This window comes from Priestia sp. 40 (genome assembly GCF_049368575.1).
In the GTDB taxonomy this organism is placed as follows: Bacteria; Bacillota; Bacilli; order Bacillales; family Bacillaceae_H; genus Priestia; species Priestia zanthoxyli.
The window spans coordinates 933459-957525 of record NZ_JBMPZA010000005.1 but is presented as its reverse complement, the minus strand read 5'-3'; the positions used below and the strand labels follow the sequence as shown (position 1 = coordinate 957525).

23 protein-coding genes, 1 pseudogene and 1 other annotated feature are annotated in these 24067 nt (G+C 40.4%); all 24 genes and pseudogenes read left to right on the top strand.

Annotated features, from left to right (window positions below):
• Positions 1–212 precede the first annotated feature (212 nt).
• The gene (gene spoIIGA / locus ACO1DI_RS05995; RefSeq protein ID WP_014458377.1) at positions 213–1136 is read left to right on the top strand and encodes a sigma-E processing peptidase SpoIIGA; all 924 of its coding nucleotides are present in this window, start codon (positions 213–215) and stop codon (positions 1134–1136) included.
• A 30-nt stretch (positions 1137–1166) separates the two neighbouring features.
• On the top strand, positions 1167–1886 hold the full coding sequence (sigE, locus tag ACO1DI_RS05990; protein WP_013058953.1) for an RNA polymerase sporulation sigma factor SigE: 720 nt from the start codon (positions 1167–1169) through the stop codon (positions 1884–1886).
• 148 nt (positions 1887–2034) lie between these two features.
• Positions 2035–2814: an RNA polymerase sporulation sigma factor SigG gene (gene sigG, locus ACO1DI_RS05985; RefSeq protein WP_013058952.1), complete on the top strand. Its 780-nt coding sequence runs from the start codon at positions 2035–2037 to the stop codon at positions 2812–2814.
• Between the two features lie 345 nt (positions 2815–3159).
• Positions 3160–3414 (top strand): YlmC/YmxH family sporulation protein, encoded by a 255-nt coding sequence (locus ACO1DI_RS05980; protein ID WP_013058951.1) that lies wholly within the window; start codon positions 3160–3162, stop codon positions 3412–3414.
• Positions 3415–3488: 74 nt separating this feature from the next.
• Positions 3489–4310: a peptidoglycan editing factor PgeF gene (pgeF, locus tag ACO1DI_RS05975; RefSeq protein ID WP_423145166.1), complete on the top strand. Its 822-nt coding sequence runs from the start codon at positions 3489–3491 to the stop codon at positions 4308–4310.
• Positions 4311–4317: 7 nt separating this feature from the next.
• Positions 4318–5001, top strand: coding sequence for a YggS family pyridoxal phosphate-dependent enzyme (locus ACO1DI_RS05970; RefSeq protein ID WP_014458380.1), 684 nt, complete (start codon positions 4318–4320; stop codon positions 4999–5001).
• Between the two features lie 16 nt (positions 5002–5017).
• Positions 5018–5485, top strand: coding sequence for a cell division protein SepF (locus ACO1DI_RS05965; protein ID WP_014458381.1), 468 nt, complete (start codon positions 5018–5020; stop codon positions 5483–5485).
• A gap of 3 nt (positions 5486–5488) precedes the next feature.
• Positions 5489–5758 (top strand): YggT family protein, encoded by a 270-nt coding sequence (locus ACO1DI_RS05960; protein ID WP_028411469.1) that lies wholly within the window; start codon positions 5489–5491, stop codon positions 5756–5758.
• 51 nt (positions 5759–5809) lie between these two features.
• On the top strand, positions 5810–6583 hold the full coding sequence (locus ACO1DI_RS05955) for an RNA-binding protein (RefSeq protein WP_423145165.1): 774 nt from the start codon (positions 5810–5812) through the stop codon (positions 6581–6583).
• A gap of 84 nt (positions 6584–6667) precedes the next feature.
• Positions 6668–7162: a DivIVA domain-containing protein gene (locus ACO1DI_RS05950; protein ID WP_013058945.1), complete on the top strand. Its 495-nt coding sequence runs from the start codon at positions 6668–6670 to the stop codon at positions 7160–7162.
• A 69-nt stretch (positions 7163–7231) separates the two neighbouring features.
• Positions 7232–7452: a binding site (T-box leader), on the top strand.
• A gap of 73 nt (positions 7453–7525) precedes the next feature.
• The gene (ileS, locus tag ACO1DI_RS05945) at positions 7526–10291 is read left to right on the top strand and encodes an isoleucine--tRNA ligase (protein WP_423145164.1); all 2766 of its coding nucleotides are present in this window, start codon (positions 7526–7528) and stop codon (positions 10289–10291) included.
• 170 nt (positions 10292–10461) lie between these two features.
• Positions 10462–10749, top strand: coding sequence for a conjugal transfer protein TraR (locus ACO1DI_RS05940; protein ID WP_013058943.1), 288 nt, complete (start codon positions 10462–10464; stop codon positions 10747–10749).
• 80 nt (positions 10750–10829) lie between these two features.
• Positions 10830–11297 (top strand): signal peptidase II, encoded by a 468-nt coding sequence (gene lspA, locus ACO1DI_RS05935; RefSeq protein WP_013084844.1) that lies wholly within the window; start codon positions 10830–10832, stop codon positions 11295–11297.
• Entirely contained in the window at positions 11294–12208 is a 915-nt protein-coding gene (locus tag ACO1DI_RS05930; RefSeq protein ID WP_014458386.1) for an RluA family pseudouridine synthase, read from the top strand. Before lspA ends, ACO1DI_RS05930 begins: the two co-directional genes overlap by 4 nt.
• Before the next feature lie 191 nt (positions 12209–12399).
• Positions 12400–12942, top strand: coding sequence for a bifunctional pyr operon transcriptional regulator/uracil phosphoribosyltransferase PyrR (pyrR, locus tag ACO1DI_RS05925; RefSeq protein ID WP_423145163.1), 543 nt, complete (start codon positions 12400–12402; stop codon positions 12940–12942).
• A 156-nt stretch (positions 12943–13098) separates the two neighbouring features.
• Positions 13099–14406: a uracil-xanthine permease family protein gene (locus ACO1DI_RS05920; RefSeq protein WP_014458388.1), complete on the top strand. Its 1308-nt coding sequence runs from the start codon at positions 13099–13101 to the stop codon at positions 14404–14406.
• A 148-nt stretch (positions 14407–14554) separates the two neighbouring features.
• A pseudogene (locus tag ACO1DI_RS05915) lies at positions 14555–15492 on the top strand (aspartate carbamoyltransferase catalytic subunit).
• Positions 15455–16744 carry a dihydroorotase gene (locus ACO1DI_RS05910; protein WP_014458389.1) on the top strand — a complete coding sequence of 430 codons (1290 nt, stop codon included), beginning with the start codon at positions 15455–15457 and terminating at the stop codon, positions 16742–16744. The pseudogene ACO1DI_RS05915 and the gene ACO1DI_RS05910 overlap by 38 nt, the downstream one beginning before the upstream one ends.
• Positions 16729–17814: a carbamoyl phosphate synthase small subunit gene (locus ACO1DI_RS05905; protein WP_013084840.1), complete on the top strand. Its 1086-nt coding sequence runs from the start codon at positions 16729–16731 to the stop codon at positions 17812–17814. Before ACO1DI_RS05910 ends, ACO1DI_RS05905 begins: the two co-directional genes overlap by 16 nt.
• Positions 17814–21026 (top strand): carbamoyl-phosphate synthase large subunit, encoded by a 3213-nt coding sequence (carB, locus tag ACO1DI_RS05900; protein ID WP_014458390.1) that lies wholly within the window; start codon positions 17814–17816, stop codon positions 21024–21026. Before ACO1DI_RS05905 ends, carB begins: the two co-directional genes overlap by 1 nt.
• Entirely contained in the window at positions 21023–21796 is a 774-nt protein-coding gene (locus tag ACO1DI_RS05895; protein WP_226554928.1) for a dihydroorotate dehydrogenase electron transfer subunit, read from the top strand. The genes carB and ACO1DI_RS05895 overlap by 4 nt, the downstream gene beginning before the upstream one ends.
• Positions 21793–22734 carry a dihydroorotate dehydrogenase gene (locus ACO1DI_RS05890; protein WP_014458392.1) on the top strand — a complete coding sequence of 314 codons (942 nt, stop codon included), beginning with the start codon at positions 21793–21795 and terminating at the stop codon, positions 22732–22734. Before ACO1DI_RS05895 ends, ACO1DI_RS05890 begins: the two co-directional genes overlap by 4 nt.
• Complete coding sequence (gene pyrF, locus ACO1DI_RS05885) at positions 22706–23428, top strand: orotidine-5'-phosphate decarboxylase (protein ID WP_042991914.1); 723 nt, start codon at positions 22706–22708, stop codon at positions 23426–23428. Before ACO1DI_RS05890 ends, pyrF begins: the two co-directional genes overlap by 29 nt.
• The gene (gene pyrE, locus ACO1DI_RS05880; protein WP_014458394.1) at positions 23425–24063 is read left to right on the top strand and encodes an orotate phosphoribosyltransferase; all 639 of its coding nucleotides are present in this window, start codon (positions 23425–23427) and stop codon (positions 24061–24063) included. The genes pyrF and pyrE overlap by 4 nt, the downstream gene beginning before the upstream one ends.
• Positions 24064–24067 lie beyond the last annotated feature (4 nt).

The window sequence follows — 24067 nt, the reverse complement described above, 5'->3', positions numbered from 1 at the left end:
ACTCAAAAAGAGTATAAAAAACATTCGACATGGTCAATATGACGCCTTCAAAGGGTTTGTGTTTTCTTTCTAAAAATGGTGTGACAAATATCGAATGATTTCCTCAAAAATACTGCTTGTTTCTCGGCATGAACTGACAGACTTTCTAATAGGATGTACTATATACTAATTTTTAACAGAAAAATTCAGAAAGAATGGAGAGGTTATAAACATTGCCAATCTATTTAGATTTAATATGGATGCTGAATTTTGGGTTAGATACGATCCTACTAATGTTATGTGCTGTTGTACTTAAACGGAATTACAAGTGGTGGCGGCTTTTGCTTGGCGGCTTTATCGGTTCATTGATTGTCCTTCTTATGTTTACACCTTTTTCTCATCTTATGGTTCATCCTGCTATTAAAATTTTATTCTCGTTTTTTATGGTATTGATGGCGTTTGGTTATAAACGACTGCGCTTTTTCTTTGAGAATTTATTAACGTTTTATTTTGCAACCTTTGTTGTGGGTGGAGGGTTAATGGGCGTTCACTTTTTATTTCAAGATCAGTTCCTTGTTCTTAATCAAATGGTTGATACGAAATCTCCACAGTTTGGTGATCCTATTAGCTGGATATTTGTTCTTATTGGTTTTCCGCTATTATCTTATTTTTCAAAAGCACGAGTTGATGATTTGCGAATGAAAAATATTACATTTGATCAGCTGGTAGATGTAGAAGTTATTTTAAACGAACAGACGCTGTCGATGAAAGGACTTATTGATAGTGGGAATCAGCTTGTGGATCCGCTGACGAAAACCCCGGTTATGATTGTTACAGCAGATTCTTTAAAAGAAATATTGCCTGAAGGCTTAATGGAATTAAGCAAAAATGTCCAATCCTTTTCACACAGCGAAGATATTGATCAAGAGTGGTATTCAAAAGTCCGCTTTGTCCCTTATCGAAGCGTAGGCCAAGCCAATCAGCTGCTGCTTGCTCTAAAGCCAGATATGGTAAGGCTGGTACATCAGTCCAACACGATTGAAGTCACTAAAGTATTAGTAGGTATTAGTCATACAACGCTTTCAGTGGAGAAGCAATATGAATGTATTGTTCATCCGAAGCTTATCGTTATTGGAGAAGTAAGTTCCGCATCGTAAAAGGTGTGAACAAATAAAGGAGGATACAGAATGGCTACATATCGAATTCGATTTCAATTATGGTGGTACAAATTATTAATTAAACTTAAGCTAAAAACAGATGAAGTGTACTATATAGGAGGAAGTGAAGCTCTTCCACCACCTTTAACAAAAGATGAAGAAGAAGTGCTCTTGAAAAAACTTCCATCAGGAGATGAAGCAGCACGTTCACTGTTGATTGAGCGTAATTTGCGACTTGTTGTTTATATTGCCCGCAAGTTTGAAAATACGGGAATCAATATTGAGGATTTAATTAGCATTGGTACCATCGGTTTAATTAAAGCAGTAAACACGTTTAATCCTGAAAAGAAAATTAAGCTAGCGACGTACGCCTCTCGCTGTATTGAAAATGAAATTTTAATGTATTTGCGCCGCAACAATAAAATTCGATCTGAAGTTTCATTTGATGAGCCGTTAAATATTGATTGGGATGGAAACGAACTGTTATTATCTGACGTGATGGGAACCGAAGAAGATATCATCACAAAAGACCTAGAAGCGAATGTAGATCGAAAACTTTTGCTGAAAGCACTGCACCAATTAAATGATCGGGAAAAGCAAATTATGGAGCTGCGCTTTGGGCTAGCCGGCGGAGAAGAAAAAACGCAAAAAGATGTAGCAGATATGCTAGGCATTTCTCAGTCTTATATTTCAAGGCTCGAAAAACGAATTATTAAACGGCTGCGAAAAGAATTTAATAAAATGGTTTAAGTAAAAAAGCTGATTGTATAAGGGCTGAGAAGCATCTTATACAATCAGCTTTTTTGGCGTGGAATTGTCAGAATTGTAAAAGTGCATATTTTTTCCTTCTGAGGAGATACTGAATTCAGAACATCATCTCCTGTTAGGAGGGAAAGAGTTGACAAGAAATAAAGTAGAAATTTGTGGAGTAGATACTTCGAAACTTCCCGTATTAAAAAATGAAGAAATGCGAAAGTTGTTTAAACAAATGCAGGCTGGAGATGGAACAGCAAGAGAAAAGCTAGTAAGCGGAAATTTACGTCTCGTACTCAGCGTGATCCAACGTTTTAACAATCGTGGAGAATTTGTTGACGACTTATTTCAGGTTGGATGTATTGGATTAATGAAATCCATTGACAATTTTGATTTAAGTCAAAACGTGAAGTTTTCTACATATGCTGTCCCAATGATTATAGGGGAAATTCGCCGCTATTTACGTGACAATAATCCAATCCGTGTTTCTCGTTCCCTTCGTGATATTGCTTATAAAGCTCTTCAAGTTCGTGAAAGGCTTATGAGTGAAACATCCAAGGAACCTACAGCTGAGGAAATTTCAAAAGTCCTAGAAGTACCGCATGAAGAAATTGTGTTTGCTTTAGATGCTATCCAAGATCCGGTTTCTCTATTTGAACCTATTTACAATGATGGTGGAGACCCAATCTATGTCATGGATCAGCTAAGCGATGAACGCAACCGTGATTCAACTTGGATTGAAGAAATTGCTTTGCAAGAAGGTATGAGAAGATTGAACGAGCGAGAAAAACTAATTTTACGAAAGCGCTTCTTCCAAGGTAAAACACAGATGGAAGTTGCTGAAGAAATTGGTATTTCTCAAGCGCAGGTTTCTCGTTTGGAAAAAGCTGCTATTAAACAGATGAATAAAAATATTCAAAGTTAACAAAAGCTCTCTAAACTGGCAGCTGCTCGTGTTCATACAATCAATACCATTCACTTTATTTGATGTTCAACTTAATAAGCATCGTGTCTATAAAAACGGACACGGTGCTTATTTTGTATGTATAAATGAATACATGATCAAAAGATATTTATATCAGATTTCCTATTGCTGTGAGGAATTCTAGCTACTCGTTGAGAATGTCTCTTGATGAAAAGATGTGTAATTAGTGAACAAAATGCCTATAGAACGAGAATGGCAGAGAAAAAATAAGCTTTTCCTTCATGAAATGAAAATTTGAAAATATATATAGGCTAAGGAATAAAGTTGGCTATAGGAGGAGAGATCATGTTAAAGATTTCAGAATTTCAGCTGAAAGATGTAGTGAATGTAGCTGATGGAAAAAAACTTGGAAATGTAGGGGATATTGATATTGACTTAACAACGGGAAAAATACAGGCCGTCATTATCGGAGGCTCTCGTGTATTAGGTTTCTTTGGAAAAGATGATGAAATTGTGATTCCGTGGAAAAATATTGTGAAAATTGGTTCTGATGTCATTTTAGTACGTTATAAAGACGCATTTCAGCCTGAAGAGAATTAGTTTTTTGTCAACAGCACCTAGCAATCTGTGGTACAATATGTGAGAACAAATGAAACAAGGGATGTGTCACATACATGAATCCTGAGCCATTAAAAAAAAGCCATCACGAGTCGTTTATGTGGCTGAGCCCTTGGGTAGAAAAGAATGATATGCTTGTTGTTGGTTTCACCACAAAAAATGGTGGCGTGAGTAAACCTCCATTTGCTTCTTTTAACCTAGGGCTTCACGTAAACGATAACGTAGAAGATGTTATTGCAAATAGAAAAATTTTAGCAGCCGAACTAGACATGTCTTTTGAAAGCTTTGTATGTGCTGAACAAGTACATGAAGCAACTGTTCAAAAAGTAACAAAAGCCGACTGTGCAAAAGGACTCTACAAGTATGAAGAGGGCATAAAAGCAACGGATGGCATTTATACAAATGAATCTGATATTTTGTTAGCTTTATGTTATGCAGATTGTGTTCCGCTGTACTTCTATGCGCCTGATCACCATTTAGTTGGTCTAGCTCATGCCGGATGGAAGGGAACAGTGAAAGATATTGCAGGAAATATGATTCGACGTTGGGTAGAACAAGAAAATGTTCCGGTTGAAGATATTTACGTGGCGATTGGCCCTTCGATTGAAGATTGCTGTTATGTTGTCGATAACCGCGTCATTACACAAGTAAACGAAGTAGTGGGCCAAAATGGATATCAAGAAGTAAGCCCTGGACAATACGCGCTTAATTTAAAAAAAGTCAATAAGCTGCTGATTCAAAACGCAGGCGTATTGCCGGAACGAATTTTAACATCGTCGTATTGTACAAGCTGTGAAGATGACCTGTTCTTCTCACATCGCCGCGACCAAGGGAAAACAGGACGCATGTTTAACTTCATAGGCTTTAAGGAGGAGTAATTACATAGTGACAGCTAGCGTAAGTGAAAATCTAGAAGCAGTTCAACAAACAATTGCTGAAGCGTGTAAAAAAGTTAATCGAAATCGAGAAGATGTAGAGCTGATTGCTGTAACAAAATACGTTTCCACAAAACGAGCAGCAGAAGCAGTGGATGCGGGCATTTTACATCTCGGAGAAAACAGGGATGAAGGTCTTCTAGAAAAGTATGAATCAATTGGTGAGAAAGCGACCTGGCATTTTATCGGAAGCTTACAAACAAGAAAAGTAAAAAATGTGATTGATAAAGTTGACTATATTCATTCACTAGACCGATTATCTTTAGCAAAAGAAATTGATAAACGTGCAGGACATCGTATAAAATGTTTTGTACAAGTTAATGTTGCCGAAGAACAATCCAAGCATGGCCTTGCTGTAGAAGACGTAATTCCATTTATTAAATCCCTTGAAGAATTTACAAATATTCAAGTGGTTGGATTAATGACCATGGCTCCTCACACAGATGATGAGCCCGCGCTTCGCAGCTGTTTTCAAGGTCTAAAAAAATTGCAGAGTCGTATACAAGAACTAAATTTGCCATATGCACCGTGTACGGAGCTATCAATGGGAATGTCAAACGATTATGCAATTGCAATTGAAGAAGGAGCAACATTCATTCGACTAGGAACCACGTTAGTTGGGAATGAACGTTAAGGAGGTGTAATTCAAGATGAGTATGAAAAATCGCTTTAGAAGTTTCTTTGCTCTTGATGACGATACTGAATATGTAGAAGAACATTACGAACAAGAAGAGTCGGTAGAAGAGCCTGTACAGCAGTCGAGACCAGCAGTGAAAGCTAGTCAGCAGCCGAATCAGCAGCAAAATGTGATTAGCTTGCAAAGCGTTCAAAAATCATCAAAAATGATGCTTTGCGAACCGCGCGTCTATGCCGAAGCACAAGAAATTACGGATCATTTAAAAAATCGTAAAGTCGTAGTTGTTAATTTACAGCGCATTCAACGAGATCAAGCAGTGAGAATTGTCGACTTTTTAAGTGGTACAGTTTATGCTTTAGGCGGGGACATTCAAAAAATTGGAACCGACATCTTTTTATGTACACCTGATAATGTAGACGTAAGCGGAAGCATTTCAGATATGATGGGAGAACACGATACAACAAACGTAAAGAGGTGGTAGTTTTTGGACATCGTTTTTGGGATTCTCGCAAAATTGATTGGGCTTTACTCATGGGCACTGATTATTTACATTTTGATGTCTTGGGTACCCGATGTAAGAGCATCTAAGTTTGGCCAGCTGCTTGGCAGCATTTGTGAACCTTACTTAGAGCCTTTTCGTAAAATCATTCCGCCTATTGGCATGATTGATATTTCACCTCTTGTTGCAATCTTTTTACTACGATTTGCGGAAAGAGGCGTGTATTCACTTAATAATGTGATGGGGTTTATTTAAAAAAGGAATCGCTGGATTCCTTTTTTACATACCAATAGTAGGAGTAATAATATGTCTATTTATGAACATTTTAGGCAAGAAGAACATGGGTTTATTGATCAAGTTCTTCAGTGGAAAGAAGATGTCCTACATCAATACAGCCCAAAATTAACGGACTTTTTAGATCCAAGAGAGCAGCAGATTGTGACGGCTATTGTCGGGACTGAAGGAGAGGTTCAAGTTTCATTTGATGGTGGACAACCGTTTGCTGAACGCAAGCGTGCGCTGCTATATCCGGATTACTATGTGCCTGAAAGCGAAGATTTTCAGTTGCATATGTACGAATTGAATTATCCTAAAAAGTTTGTGACGATTGAACATCCTCAAGTTCTTGGTTCGGCGATGTCTTTAGGACTGCGCCGTTCAAAATTTGGAGATATTTTGGTCGCGGGAGACGATATTCAGCTTGTAGTTGCAGAGGAAATTTCTTCCTATATTGAGATGAATTTAACATCAATTGGAAAAGCCAAAGTTTCACTTTCTTCTATTCAAAGAGAGCAGCTGCATGTGGTAAAAGAAGAGCTGATTGAACACGTTTATACAGTTTCTTCAATGAGGCTTGATGTTTTGCTATCGACTATTCACAATTTATCAAGACAAAAAGTCCAGCCGTTTATTGCAAATGGAGCGGTAAAAGTAAATTTTAAAGTCATTGAACAGCCGTCTTTTGAATGTCATGAAGGTGATATTTTGTCGCTTCGTGGCCACGGCAGAAGTCGTATCCTTTCACTTGAAGGCAAAACTAAAAAAGAAAAATGGCGAATTGTTGTAGGAAAGCAGAAATAAAGAAATCTACTAGCAGGAAATTTTAAAAATATGTCGAATAAACCATTACTAATGATGTAATGAGACAACACGGAGGTGGCCTAGATGCCTTTAACCCCTTTGGATATTCATAACAAAGAGTTTAATCGCGGGTTTCGCGGATATGATGAAGATGAAGTAAATGAGTTTCTTGACCAAGTAATTAAAGACTATGAGCTGGTAATGCGTGATAAAAAGGAGTTAGAAGGAAGAGTATCTGAATTAACAGATCGTCTTGGACATTTTACTAACATCGAAGAAACGTTAAATAAATCAATTTTAATTGCTCAAGAAGCAGCGGAAGATGTAAAGCGAAACGCTGAAAAAGAAGCGAAGCTCATTATAAAAGAAGCAGAAAAAAATGCGGACCGTATTATTAATGAAGCACTGTCTAAGTCTCGTAAAATTGCGATGGACATTGAGGAGACGAAAAAGCAGTCTAAAGTATTTAGAACTCGTTTCAAAATGTTAATCGAAGCACAGCTTGAAATGTTAAACAGCGATGACTGGGATCAGTTGATGGATTATGAGATGCCAGCGCTAGAAGAAAAAATTGACTAGTCGAGACATCATCTTGACTTCTCACGTTTTGTTGTCATATAATTTGGTAACAGATGAAATTTCATATCAAACAGTACGGAGACAGGGAGAGTAGCTTTTTTAGTTTGTCAAAGCGAATCGAGGATGGTGCGAGCTCGATAACAAACAAAAAAGTGAAAATCACCCTAGAGTACCATTGCTGAAATGATGATAGTAAGCAGTGGCGGTTTATTCACGTTACGAATGCAAAGAGGATTTGCGTGCAGCAAATCTACTAGGGTGGTACCGCGGGAGACCTTCTCGTCCCTTTTTGGGATGAGGAGGTCTTTTTGTTATGGTACAAAAAGATATGAAATTTACGTTTTTTTTTTTGGAGGGTAAAACATGGAATATAAAGATACATTATTGATGCCAAAAACTGAATTTCCGATGCGTGGAAATTTACCGAACCGCGAGCCTAAAATGCAAGAACAGTGGGCTGAAATGAATATTTATAAAAAAGTGCAAAAACGTACGGAAGGTCGTCCGCTATTTGTCCTGCATGACGGACCTCCATATGCGAATGGCGATATTCACATGGGACATGCCTTAAATAAAATTTTAAAAGATTTTATCGTTCGCTATAAGTCAATGTCAGGCTTCTGCGCACCTTATGTACCAGGCTGGGATACACACGGTTTGCCAATTGAAACAGCTTTAACAAAAAATAAAAAAGTAAACCGCAAAGAAATGACGGTAGCTGAGTTCCGTAAGCTTTGCGAACAGTATGCTTGGGAACAAGTAAACGGCCAGCGTGAGCAGTTCAAGCGTTTAGGCGTACGCGGAGATTGGGATAATCCATATGTAACGCTTCAGCCGCAGTACGAAGCGCAGCAAATCAAAGTGTTTGGTGACATGGCGAAAAAAGGCTACATCTACAAAGGGTTAAAACCTGTGTACTGGTCCCCTTCAAGTGAATCTGCTTTAGCAGAAGCGGAAATTGAATACTATGATAAGCGTTCAGCTTCTATTTACGTAGCGTTTAACGTAAAAGATGGTAAAGGTGTGCTTGAACAAGATGAAAAATTCATCATTTGGACGACAACACCATGGACAATGCCAGCTAACCAAGGGATTGCTGTCAATCCTGAGCTTCAGTACAGCGTAGTTGAAGCAGACGGAGCAAAATATGTAGTGGCAACTGAACTGATTGAAACAGTTGCTAAAGAAATTGAATGGGCTGAATATAAGACGCTTCGTACAGTAAAAGGTTCAGAACTTGAACGCGTGGTAGCTGAACATCCAATCTACAAGCGCGATTCTTTAGTTGTTCTTGGCGATCACGTAACAACGGATGCTGGTACTGGATGTGTTCATACAGCACCGGGACACGGGGAAGACGACTTTATCGTTGGTCAAAAATACGGTTTGGAAGTTCTTTGTCCAGTTGATAGTAAGGGTCATATGACGAATGAAGCACCAGGATTTGAAGGGTTATTCTATGATAAAGCGAATAAGCCGATTACAGACAAACTAGAAGAAGAAGGCGCGCTGTTAAAATTAAGTTTCATTACCCACTCATATCCACATGACTGGCGCACAAAGAAACCAACAATTTTCCGTGCAACAGCACAGTGGTTTGCGTCTATTAAAGATTTCCGTGAAGATTTATTAAAAGCAGTAGAAAAAACAGAATGGGTGCCTACTTGGGGTGAAACGCGACTTTATAACATGGTGCGTGACCGCGGAGACTGGTGTATTTCTCGTCAACGTGCATGGGGCGTGCCGATTCCGGTATTTTATGCTGAAAATGATGAGCCCATCATTACGGACGAAACAATTGAACACGTATCAAATCTATTTAGAGAGCATGGATCAAACGTATGGTTTGAGCGTGAAGCAAAAGACTTGCTTCCAGAAGGCTTTACTCATGAAGGAAGCCCAAATGGCCGCTTCACAAAAGAAACAGACATCATGGACGTATGGTTTGACTCTGGCTCTTCACATCAAGCTGTTCTTGAAGAGCGTGAAGACTTACAGCGTCCGGCTGATTTGTATTTAGAAGGTTCTGACCAATACCGCGGCTGGTTTAATTCAAGTCTTTCTACAAGTGTAGCTGTAACGGGTGAAGCACCTTATAAAGGGGTACTTAGCCACGGATTTGCTTTAGACGGTGAAGGTCGCAAAATGAGTAAGTCATTAGGAAACGTTGTAATTCCAGAAAAAGTAATGAAACAACTAGGTGCAGATATTTTACGTTTATGGGTAGCTTCTGTAGATTACCAAGCTGATGTTCGTGTATCTGATAACATTTTAAAACAAGTAGCAGAAGTATATCGTAAAATCCGCAACACGTTCCGTTTCTTACTAGGAAACTTAGCGGACTTTAATCCAACAACTGACGCTGTAGCCGTTGAAGACCTTCGTGAAGTAGACCGCTACATGCTTGTGAAGCTGAACAAATTAATTGATAAAGTGCAAAAATCTTATGATTCATATGAATTCTCAAGCATTTATCACGCAGTGCATAATTTCTGTACAATTGATATGAGTTCATTCTACTTAGACTTCGCAAAAGATGTATTGTACATCGAAGCAGAAAATAATGTAGAGCGTCGCAGCATTCAAACGGTCCTTTATGAAACGTTATTATCGTTAACGAAATTAGTGTCTCCAATTCTTTCTCATACAGCAGACGAAGTATGGGTTCACATTCCAAATGTAAAGGAAGAAAGCGTGCAGCTAGTTGATATGCCAGAGGTTCAAGAAATTGAAGGAGCAGATCAATTAGTAGAGAAATGGGATGCGTTCATGGAGCTTCGTGATGAAGTATTAAAAGCGCTAGAACAGGCTCGTAATGAAAAAGTAATCGGTAAGTCTTTAGAAGCGAAATTAACGCTGTATCCAACAGCAGATACAAAAGAGCTGTTAGCATCTATTTCTGAAAATGTAGGTCAACTCTTCATCGTTTCAGATCTTGAAGTAGCAGAAGGTGAAGCACCTGCTGAAGCACAAAAATTCAGCTATGCTTCAATTGTTGTAAGTAAAGCAGAAGGTGAGAAGTGTGAGCGCTGCTGGGTTGTATCACCAACAGTTGGCGAAGATCAAGATCACCCGACTTTATGTACACGCTGTGCGGATGTTGTGAAAAATCACTACGTTCAGCAGTAATGAACAAAAACACGTCCTTTTTGGGCGTGTTTTTTGCTGTACGAAATTCCCAAATACAATGGTATAAAGCATTTAAAGCCTTAGGAAAAACTTGTGTTGTAGATTCAATGGAAAACTCGGTAAACCTAACATCATTAATACTTCATCTTATCAGCACAGGAGGCGTTTGCATGTATGAAAATTATCTTTCCATTGGACAGGAATTAGCTCTTATTAAAGAAGAATTACAAGATCGCCTAGTGAGATATGCTACAGAACAATCTGGTTATATAGATGAAAAGGAACGTTATGTAATAGAAATGATTAAAGCAGATTTAAAAGATGTAGAACACGCGTTAGCAAAGCTTGACGTTGGTGCGTTCGGAATTGATGAACTAACTGGCGAAGTGATGTCTATTCATAAATTAAAAGTAATGCCGACGGCCCGCACAAACGAAGATTTATTTGTTTTATGGTGAGAAGCGAGAAAAAAAATGAATTATGTGCTAAAATGCTTTAGTATGGATTCGTTTGATTTTATTGCGGGAGGAAAACGTTTGTGTTTTATTATCTTATCGCTTTAGCTGTTATACTTATTGATCAGGTAACAAAATGGATGATTGTAAAAGAAATGTATTATGGACAAAGCATCACCGTGATTGAAAACTTTCTTTACATTACCTCTCATCGTAACAGAGGAGCCGCGTGGGGGATTTTACAAGGACAGATGTGGTTCTTTTATCTCATTACGGTGGTTGTGGTAGTCGGTTTAATAATTTATATTCAAAAGCTCAAAAAACAAGATAAATGGTTCGGTATTGCGCTAGCATTAATGTTAGGCGGCGCCATTGGAAACTTTATTGATCGAGTGGTCCGTAAAGAAGTAGTTGATTTCGTAAATACATACATCTTTACGTATGATTTTCCGATTTTTAACGTAGCTGATTCGGCACTTGTCGTCGGAGTAATCATCATGTTTATTATGACGCTGTTTGAAGGGAAAATGAAGAAGGAGCACAAAGAATGAATGTAATTGAAACAGTTATAAATGAAGAACAAGCGGGAGAACGTATTGATAAAGTACTTTCGACTGTAAATGCAGAATGGTCACGTTCACAGGTGCAGCAGTGGATTAAAGAAGGTCACGCAAAAGTGAACGATAAAACCGTTAAAGGAAACTACAAATGTAAAACAGGAGACGCTGTTATTATTGAAGTGCCGGAACTAGAAGAGCTAGATGTAGTAGCGGAAGAAATGGATTTAGATATTTATTATGAAGATCAAGATGTGCTTGTTGTAAATAAACCTCGCGGCATGGTTGTACATCCAGCTCCTGGTCATCATAGCGGCACGCTTGTAAACGGCCTAATGGCTCACTGTAAAGATTTATCCGGTATTAACGGCGTTATGCGCCCTGGTATCGTTCATCGAATTGATAAAGATACATCCGGTTTACTTATGGTTGCAAAAAATGATTTAGCTCATGAATCACTAGTTAGTCAGCTTGTAGCTAAAACAGTGACGCGTCGCTACAAAGCTATCGTTCACGGAGTAATTGCGCACGATCACGGTACAATTGATGCGCCAATCGGCCGAGATAAGCAAGATCGTCAAAGCATGACGGTCACTGATGAAAACAGTCGTGATGCAGTGACACATTTTACTGTATTACAGCGTTTTAAAGATTTTTCACTTGTTGAATGTAAGCTAGAAACGGGACGAACACACCAAATACGCGTTCATATGAAGTATATTGGCTTTCCGCTTGCTGGAGATCCGAAATATGGACCGAAAAAAACGCTTCCGATTGACGGACAAGCGCTTCATGCAGGTGTATTAGGCTTTATTCACCCTCGTACAAATGAATATATGGAATTTGAAGCGCCGGCTCCAAAAGAGTTTAATGAGATGCTAGAGCTTATTGAAAAAAGAAGTTGACAACTGCCATAAGTGATGGCATACTTGTATTAACTTAATAAGAACCTTTAAGAACAGTCCAGAGAGGCTGAGAAGGAAACGGTGCAGAAAAGGCATACTTATAGCCTTTTTGAAGAAATATGTCTAAAACCAAATCCTCTTGCCTCAAGGCAAGAGGATTTTTTTATGTCAACAACTTGAGGTGAAAAACAGTGAACGTAAAAGCTACCGTACTTGACGAGCAGGCTATTCGCCGCGCTTTAACTCGAATTGCACATGAGATTATTGAAAAGAATAAAGGAATCGAAAATTGTGTGCTAGTGGGGATTAAAACGCGAGGTATTTATATCGCAAAACGTTTAGCAGAACGAATTGCACAAATTGAAGGAAATACACTGCCAGTCGGAGAACTCAACATCACGCTTTACCGAGATGATTTATCAAAAGTGACAAGCAATGATGAGCCTCTCGTAAAAGGATCAGATATTCCGACAGATATTGCAAATAAGAACGTCATCTTAGTAGATGATGTGTTATATACGGGCCGTACGGTTCGAGCAGCACTTGATGCACTAATTGATATCGGCCGACCTGAACTCATTCAGCTGGCTGTTTTAGTGGATAGAGGGCACCGCGAGCTGCCGATTCGAGCAGACTATGTTGGCAAAAACGTACCGACAGCTAAAAGTGAAAAAATTGCGGTGCATTTAATGGAAGTAGATGAAAAAGACCACGTGTCTATTTACGAAAAATAAATTATATACCCTTTTAAATGGTAGTCCCGTGAGGCTGCAAAAGGGGGGTCACTATACAAGGAAAACTATACTGCGGTATAGCGTCTTCCCTGTATGCTGAAAACCTCTTTGCCTCTGCGTAAAGAGGTTTTTTAATAGTGATAGGAGGAAAAGCATATGAGTCAACAACGAGATTTTGTACTTGATATACATGATAAACCAAAAGCAGTAAATTGGTTAACATTGAGTCTGCAGCATTTGTTTGCAATGTTTGGGTCGACGGTGTTAGTGCCGTTCCTAGTCGGGTTCAGCCCGGCAATTGCTTTGATTTCAAGCGGGGTAGGAACACTTGCTTTCCTGCTCATTACAAGAGGTCAAATTCCTTCTTATCTTGGTTCATCGTTCGCGTTCATCACGCCAATCATTTTTGCAAAAGCTTCGTTTGGACCTGAAGAAACAATGGTTGGCTGTTTCTTAGCCGGACTTGTTTATGGAATCGTTGCTTTGATTATAAAAGGAACAGGAATCAATTGGATTATGAAGCTGCTTCCTCCGGTTGTAGTAGGACCAGTTATTATGGTTATAGGCTTAGGACTAGCTAATACAGCAGTAGGCATGGCTATGAACGATGCAAAAGGAAATTACAGCTTAACTTACCTGATGGTTGCGCTTGTGACACTAGCGATAACAGTTGCTTGCTCAATCTTCTTTAAAAACATTATCAGCCTGATTCCGGTACTGATGGGAATTATCGGCGGATACATCTTCGCTTATACACAAGGATTAGTAGACTTTTCAAAGGTAGTGAAAGCAGAGTGGATTGAAGTACCTCATTTCTACGTGCCGTTTGTCACATACACGCCGTCCATTTCACTGGGGATTGTGCTTATCATGGTACCTGTAGCAGTCGTCACACTTTCAGAACATATCGGACACATTCTTGTCTTAAATAAGATTGTGGATCGAAACTATATTGAAAAGCCAGGGCTGCACAGATCGATTTTAGGAGACGGAGTAGCCACTATGCTTGCTGCGCTGATCGGCGGACCGCCAAATACAACATACGGTGAGAACATCGGAGTGTTAGCCATCACAAAGGTGCTTAGCGTATTTGTGATAGCAGGAGCAGCAGTCTTCGCAATTTTGTTCGGGTTTGTCGGCAAAATCAACGCTCTTATTTCAAGTATACCAACGCCGGTCATGGGCGGGATTTCAATTCTCTTATTCGGAATCATTGCTTCATCAGGCTTGCGCATGATGGTGGATGCAAAGGTAGACCTTGGATCAAAACGAAACTTAATGATTGCTTCGATTATCTTAGTGTTAGGAATCGGAGGAGCACACTTAGATATCTCAGAACATGTAAAGATTGATAGCATGGCACTGTCTGCTATCATGGGAGTTCTGCTGAATCTAGTTCTGCCGAAAGAGAAGATAAAAGAAGTAGAAAACGTTCAACAAACGTCAGCACGAAAAATTTCATAGAACGCCTTTTAATTGAAATCCAGAGAGGTTTCTAAGGGTGTGTGAAAAGCGCGTTATAGACGAAGCTTGTTTTCTTACACCCTTTCTAAGTTAGAAAGGGTGTTTTTTATAAAGAAATGCGAGGAAAGCAAAAATGGAGGGAATCGATATGAAACATTTAGTGACAGTCTCAACACTAGAAACAAATGAAATTCTAGAGATTTTAGACAGCGCTGAAAACTATCGAACGAATAAACAAGGATGGAAACCGGAAGAGAAAATGTTTGTTGCCAACTTATTTTTTGAAGCGAGCACGCGTACTCGATGTAGCTTTGAAATGGCAGAACAGCAGCTAGGATTAACAACAATTCCGTTTGAAGTAACAACTTCAAGCGTCCAAAAGGAGAAACGCTTTATGACACGATTGAAACATTAGCTTCAATCGGCGTTCAGTCAGTTGTTATTCGCCACCCGCAAGATCGCTATTATGAAGCACTGCAGGAAAAAGTATCGATTCCCATCATTAATGCAGGAGACGGATGCGGTCAGCATCCAACTCAGTGTCTGCTTGATCTACTGACGATTCGCCAAGAGTTCGGCTCGTTTAAAGGATTAAAAGTCGCAATAGTCGGAGATTTGCGACATAGCCGCGTAGCGAGATCGAATGCTGAAATGCTGACGAAGCTAGGGGCGACCGTATATTTTGCGGGACCTGAAGAATGGAAAGATGAAGAGAACAGACACGGTACATATCTTGATATCGATGAAGCAATCGAAACGGTCGATGTTGTGATGCTGCTGCGTATTCAATTTGAAAGGCATGAAGAGAACGCTTCAGAGCTTGCAAAGAACTACCATAGCCGCTTCGGATTAACCGTTGAACGAGAGCGGAAAATGAAATCACATAGCATTATCCTTCATCCAGCTCCTGTAAACAGAGGAGTCGAAATTGCAGATGAGCTCGTTGAATGTGAACGCTCAAGAATTTTTAAACAAATGCAAAATGGCGTGTACATTCGCATGGCAGTATTAGCAAGAGCGCTACAACCAATTGAAAGGGGACTTAATAATGACAACAATTATCAAAAATGCTACATGGTTAAATGAAGGAAAAATTGAAAAAGTCGAACTGAAAATTGAAAATGGTGTAATTGCTGAAATAGCTTCACACATCGACGTACAGAATGAAGAAGTCATTGATGCAGGCGGGAACTTCTTATCACCGGGTTTAATCGATGTCCACGTTCACTTACGCGAGCCAGGGGGAGAAAAGAAAGAAACAATTGAAACAGGTACTCTAGCAGCTGCAAAGGGCGGTTTTACAGCCATTGCTGCCATGCCGAACACGCGTCCAGTGCCTGATACTGTGGAACAAATGGAGTGGGTAAACAAGCGCATTGAAGAAACAGCACATGTGCGCGTATTGCCATACGCATCGATTACTACTCGTCAATTGGGAAAAGAATTAACGGACTTTGAAGGCTTAAAAGAAGCGGGAGCATTTGCTTTTACAGATGATGGAGTAGGGGTTCAGTCAACAGGAATGATGCTGGAAGCGATGAAAAAAGCCGCTTCATTAAACAAAGCAATCGTGGCTCACTGTGAAGATAATGATTTAATTAACAAAGGCTGCGTACACGACGGGAAATTCGCAAAAGAACATGGACTAAACGGTATCCCTTCTATCTGCGAAGCCGTTCAAATTGCACGAGATGTCCTGCTTGCTGAAGCAGCAAACTGTCACTACCATGTGTGTCACGTAAGTACAAAAGAATCCATTCGCGCCATTCGTGATGCGAAAAAAGCAGGCATTCGCGTAACTGCAGAAGTAACGCCTCACCATCTGTTACTAAATGAAGAAGATATCCCGGGACTTGATTCGAATTTTAAAATGAATCCGCCGCTTCGAGGAAAAGATGATCAACAGGCATTGATTGAAGCTTTATTAGACGGAACGCTTGATTTTATCGCCACTGATCATGCACCGCATACAGCAGACGAAAAAGCAGAAGGCATGGAGCTTGCGCCGTTTGGAATTGTGGGACTTGAAACAGCTTTCCCACTTCTTTATACAAACTTAGTATTAAAAGAGGTAATGACGCTAGAGCAGCTAGTATCGTATTTAACAAACAAGCCCGCTGAAACGTTCAATCTTCCTTATGGCACGATTGAAGTAGGAAAACCAGCAGATTTAACCATCATTGATCTTGAAACAGAAAAAGCAATTAATCCAGAAGAATTTGTATCAAAAGGTAAAAACACGCCGTTTGCTAACTGGGTATGCAAAGGTTGGCCGGTAATGACATTAGTAGAAGGTAAACGAGTATGGGAGGATGTTAAAGCATGCAACGTCAACTAATTTTAGAAGATGGAACAGTATTTATCGGAAAAGGATTCGGCAGCGACAAAGAAATGACAGGAGAAGTGGTTTTCAACACTGGAATGACAGGATATCAAGAAATTCTATCTGACCCATCATACTGTGCACAAATTGTGACATTAACATATCCTTTAATCGGAAACTACGGTATTAACCGCGATGACTTTGAGTCCATTGAACCAGCTGTCCACGGTTTAATTGTAAAAGAAATTTGTGATGCTCCTTCAAACTTCAGAAGCGAACTATCAGTAGATGAATTTTTAAAACAAAAAGACATTCCAGGATTAGCTGGAATCGACACGAGAAAATTAACGCGGAAAATTCGTCAGCACGGTGCGCTTCGCGGACGCGTATGCAACATGGAAGTCAATGTAGAAGAAGTGGTAGCACAGCTTCAAAATCATGAACTTCCGACTGATTCAGTTAAAAAAGTATCAACAGTGAAGCCTTACCCAAGCCCAGGCAGAGGTAAAAAAGTGGTACTCGTTGACTTTGGAATGAAACACGGAATTTTACGCGAATTAACAGCTCGTCAATGCGACGTGATTGTGGTTCCTTATAACGTAACTGCGCAAGAAATTCTTCAATTAAATCCAGATGGCATCATGTTAAGCAACGGACCTGGAGACCCAAAAGACGTACCTGAAGCAATCGAGATGATTCAAGGGGTTTTAGGAAAGGTTCCGCTGTTCGGAATTTGTTTAGGACATCAGCTGTTTGCGCTAGCATGCGGAGCAGATACAGAAAAAATGAAATTTGGTCATCGTGGATCCAACCATCCTGTAAAGGATCTAAAAACCAATAAAGTAGCTCTTACATCTCAAAACCACGGCTATACAGTATGTGAGCCATCTCTTGTCAACACGCCATTAGAAGTGACGCACGTTGCGCTTAACGATGGAACAGTTGAAGGAGTAAAGCATAAAGAATATCCGGCATTTACGGTTCAATATCACCCTGAAGCATCACCGGGACCTGAAGATGCAAACGGATTGTTCAACGAATTTATGGATCTTATGAAAAACAATCAGAAAGTAGGTAATTGCTAATGCCAAAACGTCAAGATATTAACACAATTCTCGTAATCGGATCAGGACCAATCGTCATCGGACAGGCGGCAGAGTTTGACTATGCAGGAGCGCAAGCATGTATTGCGCTAAAAGAAGAAGGATACAAAGTTATTCTTGTGAACTCCAATCCTGCAACAATCATGACAGACTCAGAAATGGCAGATAAAGTATATATTGAACCTCTAACGGTTGAATTTGTAAGCTCAATTATTCGTAAAGAACGCCCGGATGCACTGCTTCCAACGCTTGGCGGTCAAACGGGACTGAACCTAGCGGTAGAATTACACGAAACGGGTATTTTAGAAGAATTTAATGTAGAAATTCTCGGGACAAAATTATCGGCGATTGAACAAGCTGAAGACCGTGAGCAGTTCCGTTCATTAATGAACGAACTAAATCAGCCTGTCCCAGCAAGTGAAATCATTCATTCGCTAGACGAAGCGTATGCGTTTGTTGAACAAGTAAACTATCCGGTAATCGTGCGTCCTGCTTATACACTTGGCGGTACGGGAGGCGGAATTTGTAATAACGAGCAAGAGTTGATTGAAATTGTAACAAGTGGATTAAAACACAGTCCTGTAACACAATGCTTACTTGAGAAAAGCATTGCAGGCTTTAAAGAAATTGAATATGAAGTAATGCGCGATGCAAACGATAATGCGATCGTAGTATGTAATATGGAAAACTTTGATCCGGTCGGTATTCATACGGGAGATTCAATTGTTGTAGCACCAAGCCAAACGCTAAGCGACCGTGAGTATCAGTTGCTTAGAAATGCGTCACTCACAATTATCCGAGCGCTTAAAATCGAAGGCGGATGTAACGTTCAGCTAGCACTAGACCCAGAAAGCTTCCAGTATTACGTAATTGAAGTAAACCCTCGTGTAAGCCGCTCATCGGCTTTAGCATCAAAAGCAACAGGGTATCCAATTGCAAAATTAGCAGCAAAAATTGCGGTAGGGCTAACATTAGATGAAATGATGAACCCGGTAACTGGGAAGACATACGCATGTTTCGAACCGGCACTAGATTACATCGTATCTAAAATTCCACGCTGGCCGTTTGATAAATTTGAATCAGCTAATCGTAAACTAGGTACACAGATGAAAGCAACAGGGGAAGTAATGGCAATTGGCCGCACGTTCGAAGAGTCAATTTTAAAAGCCGTACGCTCACTAGAGTCAAACGTTCATCACTTAGAGCTGAAAGATGCGCATGAATTTGATGATGCCATTATTGAAAAACGTATTCGCAAGGCTGGCGATGAGCGATTATTCTACGTCGCAGAAGCAATTCGCCGCGGCGTAACGATTCAGCAAATTCACGAGTGGAGCAAAATCGATCTTTTCTTCTTAGTAAAACTTGAAAAAGTGATTGCTTTTGAAAATGTGTTAAAAGAAGAGATTCATAACGTAGAAGTTTTACAGGAAGCAAAAGAAATGGGATTTGCAGACTGCACGATTGCTAAGCTATGGAATCAAACAGAGCGTGAAGTATACGACTTCCGCAAACAAAATGGCGTGATGCCAGTATACAAAACGGTAGATACATGTGCAGCAGAATTTGAATCGACAACGCCATATTTCTACGGTACGTTTGAAGATGAAAATGAATCGATTGTTACAGATCGTAAAAGCGTTGTAGTGTTAGGGTCAGGTCCGATCCGTATCGGGCAAGGAATTGAGTTTGACTATGCAACGGTTCACTCCGTGTGGGCGATTAAAGAAGCCGGATACGAAGCGATTATTGTCAATAACAATCCAGAAACAGTATCAACTGACTTCAGTATTTCAGATAAATTATACTTCGAGCCGCTGACGATTGAAGATGTGATGCATATCATCGATTTAGAAAAACCAGAAGGTGTGGTTGTACAGTTCGGTGGTCAAACAGCAATCAACTTAGCAGATGAGCTAGAAGCAAGAGGGGTCAAGATCTTAGGAACGTCGCTTGAAAGCTTAGATGCAGCGGAAGATCGTAAAAAATTCGAAGCGACGCTAGCACGTTTAGAAGTACCTCAGCCGCTTGGAAAGACGGTTACATCCGTAGAAGAAGCAGTGGTTGTGGCAAAAGAAATTGGTTATCCGGTGCTTGTACGTCCTTCATATGTACTAGGCGGACGCGCAATGGAAATTGTGTATAAAGAAGAAGAACTGCTTCACTATATGAAACACGCGGTAAAAGTACACGCTGATCATCCTGTATTAATCGACCGCTACTTAACGGGAAAAGAAATTGAAGTCGATGCCATTTCAGACGGTGAAACAGTGGTTATTCCAGGGATCATGGAACATGTAGAGCGCGCGGGTGTACACTCAGGTGACTCCATCGCTGTATATCCACCGCAAACTCTGTCACAGGACGTAAAAGATACAATCATTGATTACACAACACGTATTGCAAAAGGCTTAAACATTATTGGACTGCTTAACATTCAGTTCGTCTTATCAAAAGGAGAAGTGTTTGTTCTTGAAGTAAATCCTCGTTCAAGCCGTACGGTGCCGTTCTTAAGTAAAATCACGCGTATTCCGATGGCGAATGTGGCAACAAAAGTTATTTTAGGAACAAGTTTAAAAGATCTTGGCTATGAATCAGGCATGCACCCTGAAGAAGAGGGCGTGTACGTAAAAGTGCCGGTCTTCTCATTTGCAAAACTACGCCGCGTAGATATTACGCTTGGACCTGAAATGAAATCTACTGGAGAAGTAATGGGGCAAGATTCAACGTACGAAAAAGCGTTATATAAAGGACTAATTGCGTCAGGTATGTCCATTAAGCCGTACGGTTCAGTACTTATGACAGTAGCGGATAAAGATAAAGAAGAGGCAACAGCGCTGGCGAAGCGTTTTGCTAACATCGGCTATCAGGTAATTGCAACGGAAGGAACAGCTTCAACGTTTACAAAAGAAGACATTCGCGTAAAAATAGTAAATAAAATTCATCATGAAGATCACAATCTTTTAGATGTGATACGAAAAGGTGAAGCGCAGCTTGTCATCAACACGCTAACAAAAGGAAAACAGCCTGCGCGTGACGGATTTAAAATTCGCCGTGAAGCAGTTGAAAATGGCGTACCTTGCTTAACATCACTTGATACAGCAGAAGCGATTTTACGAGTGCTTGAAACGATCAGCTTCCATACAACGCCAATGAAAAAAGTTCGTCCAACTAAAGAGGTGACAACCGTATGATCAAACATGAAATGATGCAAGTCGTCAGTCAGCGACCGTTAACACACAATGTATATGAATTAACCCTTCAAGGCGAGCTTGTTCGTTTCATGAATGAGCCGGGGCAGTTTGTGCATATCCGCGTTAACAACGACTATTTGCCACTGCTTCGCAGACCAATAAGTATTGCAGAAATTGATCAAACGCACGAACAATTTACGATGATTTACCGTGCAGAAGGGACGGGAACATCGCTGCTGGCCGAAAAACAAGCCGGACAGTCGATTGACGTGTTAGGTCCGCTTGGCCACGGTTTTCCATTAGATGCGATAGAGTCAGGTCAAACGGCTCTATTAGTAGGGGGAGGCATTGGAGTGCCTCCGCTCTATGAGCTTTCAAAAAGACTTCGTGAAAAAGGTGTGCAGGTTATTCACGTCTTAGGCTTTCAATCAAAGGCAGACGTATTTTACGAGCGAGAGTTTTTAGCTTTAGGAGAAACATATATTGCAACGGTAGACGGCTCTTACGGAACAAAAGGTTTTGTCACAACGGTGATTGACGAGCAGCAGTTTTCATATGACGTTATGTTTTCATGCGGTCCAACTCCGATGTTAAAAGCACTAGAAAATAATTATACAAACAAGCCGCTTTACATTTCTTTAGAAGAAAGAATGGGCTGTGGAATCGGCGCTTGTTTTGCATGTGTATGTAGGGAAAGTGAAAATTCTACGGCATATAAAAAAATCTGCAGCGACGGTCCCGTCTTTCAAGCAGGGGAGGTGCTTCTATGAGTATGCTAAAAACGACGTTGCCAGGATTAGATTTGAAAAATCCAATTATGCCAGCATCCGGCTGTTTTGGGTTTGGGCGTGAGTATGCTCAATTTTATTCACTTGATGCACTTGGAGCCATTATGATTAAAGCGACGACTGCTGAAACTCGTTTTGGCAATCCAACTCCTCGGGTAGCGGAAACATCTGCGGGAATGCTAAATGCGATTGGATTACAAAATCCTGGGTTAGAAAAAGTAATGAACGAAGAGCTCGTTTGGCTGCAGCAATATGATGTGCCGATTATCGCAAACGTAGCCGGCGCTTCGGTTGAAGAGTATGTGCACGTAGCAAAAGAAATTTCAACCGTGTCTAATGTGAAAGCACTTGAACTGAATATTTCATGCCCAAATGTAAAAGAAGGCGGAATTGCGTTTGGCGTTGATCCTGTTATCGCTGCTCGTCTAACAAAAGCGGTAAAAGATGTTTCAAATGTTCCAGTTTATGTTAAACTATCACCAAACGTATCCAATATTGTAGACATGGCACTGGCTGTTGAAGGAGCTGGCGCGGATGGCTTAACGATGATCAATACGCTTCTCGGGATGCGTCTGGATTTGAAAACAGCTCAGCCGGTTTTAGCGAACGGCACAGGCGGACTGTCAGGCCCATCAATCAAGCCGGTAGCGATTCGAATGGTACATGAAGTCAGTCAAAAAGTGAACATTCCGATCATTGGTATGGGCGGAGTTACGACTGCTGAAGACGTACTTGAATTTCTGTATGCAGGTGCAAGCGCAGTAGCCGTTGGTACAGCAAACTTTGTCGATCCGTATGTGTGCCCAACCATCATTGACGAACTTCCAAGGCTATTAACATCATTGGGGTACGAACATGTTTCAGAATGTATCGGAAGGAGCTGGAAAAAGCGTGAAGCAACCGTTAATCATTGCTCTTGACTTTTCATCAATTAACGATGTACAGCAGTTTTTAATGCCTTTTCAACAAGAGTCATTATTTGTGAAAGTAGGAATGGAACTGTTTTATAAAGAAGGGCTATCCATTATTTCTGCATTAAAAGAGCAAAACCATCAAATCTTTTTAGACTTAAAACTTCATGATATTCCAAACACGGTAAAGCAAGGGATGAAGTCTTTAGCTTCTCTTGAAGTAGATTTGGTTAACGTTCACGCTGCCGGCGGAACGAACATGATGCAAGCAGCCGTTGAAGGACTTGACTTAGGAACAGCTGCCGGCAAAAAGCGCCCGGATTGTATTGCGGTTACTCAGCTAACGAGTACATCTGATGAAATGCTAAAAGAGCAGCAGCTCATTACACACTCGATGCAAGAAGTGGTTACGCATTATGCAGCGCTTGCTAAAAAAAGTGGACTTGACGGCGTTGTATGTTCTACTCATGAGGTGCCTTCGATTCGAAAAGCAGCAGGAGAGGACTTTTTAACCGTAACGCCGGGTATTCGTATGGGCACAGATTCAGTAGATGACCAAGTCCGTGTGGCAACACCTCAGCTAGCGAGAGAATATGGCTCAAGCGCCATTGTCGTTGGACGTTCTATTACTAAAGCAAAAGACCCGCTTAAAGCATATTATGAGATGTTACAGCAGTGGAAAGGGGAGCGTATTACGCGATGACAAAACTACGAAAAGAAATTGCAAAACAATTAATTGATATTGAGGCAGTAAGCCTTCAACCAAACGAGCCGTTTACGTGGGCCTCTGGAATTAAGTCACCTATCTATTGTGACAACCGTCTAACGCTTAGCTACCCGAAAGTGCGAAAAGAAATTGCAAAAGGTCTGCAGCATTTAATTAAAACGTATTTTGCCAATGCAGAAGTGATTGCTGGTACCGCTACAGCTGGTATTCCTCATGCAGCATGGGTAAGTGAAGCACTAGAGCTTCCAATGTGCTATGTGCGAAGCAAAGCAAAAGAACATGGCCAAGGAAATCAAATCGAAGGAAAAGTAACAAAAGGTCAAAAAGTAGTTGTGATTGAAGATTTGATTTCAACTGGCGGAAGTGTGTTTACTGCAGTCGATGCATTAAAAGCGCAGGGGTGTGAAGTGCTGGGAGTTGTATCTATCTTTACATATGAGCTGGAAAAAGCGCGTCAGCTGTTTAAAGAAAAAGAACTTCAAGTTTATTCGCTAACAGACTACTCTACGCTAGTAGAAGCGGCAAACGAAGCGGGATACATTGAAGAAGAAGCGATGGATAAGCTATTTAAATGGCGTGAAGATCCTTCAGACCCTTCATGGATGAACTAAACTA

Coding starts and splice junctions, on each gene's coding strand:
- ACO1DI_RS05980 (WP_013058951.1), top strand. CDS start 3,160: ATGTTAAAGATTTCAGAATTTCAGCTGAAAGATGTAGTGAATGTAGCT.
- ACO1DI_RS05940 (WP_013058943.1), top strand. CDS start 10,462: ATGTATGAAAATTATCTTTCCATTGGACAGGAATTAGCTCTTATTAAA.
- sigE (WP_013058953.1), top strand. CDS start 1,167: ATGGCTACATATCGAATTCGATTTCAATTATGGTGGTACAAATTATTA.
- ACO1DI_RS05965 (WP_014458381.1), top strand. CDS start 5,018: ATGAGTATGAAAAATCGCTTTAGAAGTTTCTTTGCTCTTGATGACGAT.
- carB (WP_014458390.1), top strand. CDS start 17,814: ATGCCAAAACGTCAAGATATTAACACAATTCTCGTAATCGGATCAGGA.
- ACO1DI_RS05905 (WP_013084840.1), top strand. CDS start 16,729: ATGCAACGTCAACTAATTTTAGAAGATGGAACAGTATTTATCGGAAAA.
- pgeF (WP_423145166.1), top strand. CDS start 3,489: ATGAATCCTGAGCCATTAAAAAAAAGCCATCACGAGTCGTTTATGTGG.
- ACO1DI_RS05930 (WP_014458386.1), top strand. CDS start 11,294: ATGAATGTAATTGAAACAGTTATAAATGAAGAACAAGCGGGAGAACGT.
- pyrE (WP_014458394.1), top strand. CDS start 23,425: ATGACAAAACTACGAAAAGAAATTGCAAAACAATTAATTGATATTGAG.
- ACO1DI_RS05955 (WP_423145165.1), top strand. CDS start 5,810: ATGTCTATTTATGAACATTTTAGGCAAGAAGAACATGGGTTTATTGAT.
- ACO1DI_RS05890 (WP_014458392.1), top strand. CDS start 21,793: ATGAGTATGCTAAAAACGACGTTGCCAGGATTAGATTTGAAAAATCCA.
- ACO1DI_RS05950 (WP_013058945.1), top strand. CDS start 6,668: ATGCCTTTAACCCCTTTGGATATTCATAACAAAGAGTTTAATCGCGGG.
- ileS (WP_423145164.1), top strand. CDS start 7,526: ATGGAATATAAAGATACATTATTGATGCCAAAAACTGAATTTCCGATG.
- ACO1DI_RS05910 (WP_014458389.1), top strand. CDS start 15,455: ATGACAACAATTATCAAAAATGCTACATGGTTAAATGAAGGAAAAATT.
- ACO1DI_RS05920 (WP_014458388.1), top strand. CDS start 13,099: ATGAGTCAACAACGAGATTTTGTACTTGATATACATGATAAACCAAAA.
- ACO1DI_RS05895 (WP_226554928.1), top strand. CDS start 21,023: ATGATCAAACATGAAATGATGCAAGTCGTCAGTCAGCGACCGTTAACA.